The following is a 1765-nucleotide window of genomic DNA, read 5'->3' as shown; positions in this document are numbered from 1 at the left end:
ATCGATTTTTCGCGCCCCACGAACAGGGGCACGATCATGTGCGGAAAGACGACGATGTCGCGCAGCGGAAGAACCGGCACCACTTCGGGCCCGCCGGGGGCGGCTGCGAGCGGGACTTCGGCACGAGGGTCTTCGTTCGTGGTCATGAAGGACCGTCCTTTCTGAGCCATGGCCGGTTCGCCTCTGTCAAAGCACGAACCGGGCCACTGGTCCCCCGCGGGGGGAGTCCGGGCGATGCGCCTGTGCCAACCGGACCCGTCGGTTGCCGTCGCCTGCCGGCAAAGAACCGGAAGGGCCGGACGGCACCGCAGGGGCCGGATATCGCATCGTCCCGGCCGGGCCGCGTGCCCGCTGAGACTGGCACACGCGCCCCGACCGCGCCGGGGTGTTGATCAATTAGGTGGGCAGAGGGCCCGCCCGTGTCAAGGCGACGCAGCCGGCCGCGCCGGCTTAATCCACGGGCCCGTTTCCCGTCCCTGCCCGCCCCCGAAACGACAACGGGCGCTGCGGCCGTCCTCCGGCCGCAGCGCCCGCTGAAATGGCCCCGTGATGGGGTGCCCGCCGACCCGGATCGCTCAGGCCGAGGTCGCCGCCTGAGGCACGGCCGGCGGCGCAGCCGCCGAACCTTCGCGGTCGGCATAGATATAAAGCGGCCGGGCCTTGCCCTCGATCACGTCGGGCGAGATCACCACTTCCTTCACGCCCTCAAGGCCGGGCAGCTCATACATGGTGTCGAGCAGAATGGCTTCCATGATGGATCGCAGGCCGCGGGCGCCGGTCTTGCGCTCGATGGCCCGCCGCGCGATGGCGCCCAGCGCGTCCTCGTGGAAGGTAAGGCCGACGCCCTCCATCTCGAACAGGCGGTGATACTGCTTCACCAGCGCGTTCTTCGGCTCCGACAGGATGCGCACCAGCGCCGGCTCGTCGAGGTCTTCCAGCGTGGCCAGCACGGGAAGGCGGCCGATGAACTCCGGGATCAGGCCGAACTTCAGCAGGTCTTCCGGCTCCACCTCGCGGAACAGCTCGCCGGTGCGGCGGTCTTCCGGCGCCAGCACCCGCGCCCCGAAGCCGATGGACGTGGAGCGGCCGCGCTCGGAGATGATCTTCTCAAGGCCGGCGAACGCACCGCCGCAGATGAACAGGATGTTGGTGGTATCCACCTGCAGGAACTCCTGCTGGGGATGCTTGCGGCCGCCCTGCGGGGGCACGCTGGCCACCGTGCCTTCCATGATCTTCAGCAGCGCCTGCTGCACGCCCTCGCCCGACACGTCGCGGGTGATCGAGGGGTTGTCGGACTTGCGCGAAATCTTGTCGACCTCGTCGATATAGACGATGCCGCGCTGCGCGCGCTCGACATTGTAGTCCGCCGCCTGAAGCAGCTTGAGGATGATGTTTTCCACGTCCTCGCCGACATAGCCGGCTTCGGTCAGCGTGGTGGCGTCGGCCATGGTGAAAGGCACGTCGAGGATGCGCGCCAGCGTCTGGGCCAGCAGCGTCTTGCCGCAACCGGTCGGACCGATCAGCAGGATGTTGGACTTCGCCAGTTCCACGTCGTTGTTCTTGGCGGCGTGGCTGAGGCGCTTGTAGTGGTTGTGAACCGCCACCGACAGCACCTTCTTGGCCTGATCCTGACCGATGACATAGTCATCGAGAACCTTGCGGATCTCCGACGGGCTCGGGATGCCGTCGCCGGACTTCACCAGCGAGGATTTGTTCTCCTCGCGGATGATATCCATGCACAGCTCGACGCATTCGTCGCAGATGA

2 protein-coding genes are annotated in these 1765 nt (G+C 67.0%); both read right to left on the bottom strand.

From position 1 onward, the window contains the following. On the bottom strand, positions 1-146 hold a 146-nt coding region (locus tag V7067_RS17730; protein ID WP_334177203.1), incomplete at its 3' end, for an LON peptidase substrate-binding domain-containing protein. Positions 147-575: 429 nt separating this feature from the next. Beyond that, positions 576-1765, bottom strand: a 1190-nt coding sequence (gene clpX / locus V7067_RS17725) for an ATP-dependent Clp protease ATP-binding subunit ClpX (protein ID WP_334177202.1), incomplete at its 5' end; no start/stop codon positions are given.

Origin of the sequence: Pseudoxanthobacter sp., from assembly GCF_036822375.1 — a bacterium.
GTDB lineage: Bacteria > Pseudomonadota > Alphaproteobacteria > Rhizobiales > Segnochrobactraceae > Pseudoxanthobacter.
This window is presented reverse-complemented; position numbering and strand designations above follow the sequence as displayed.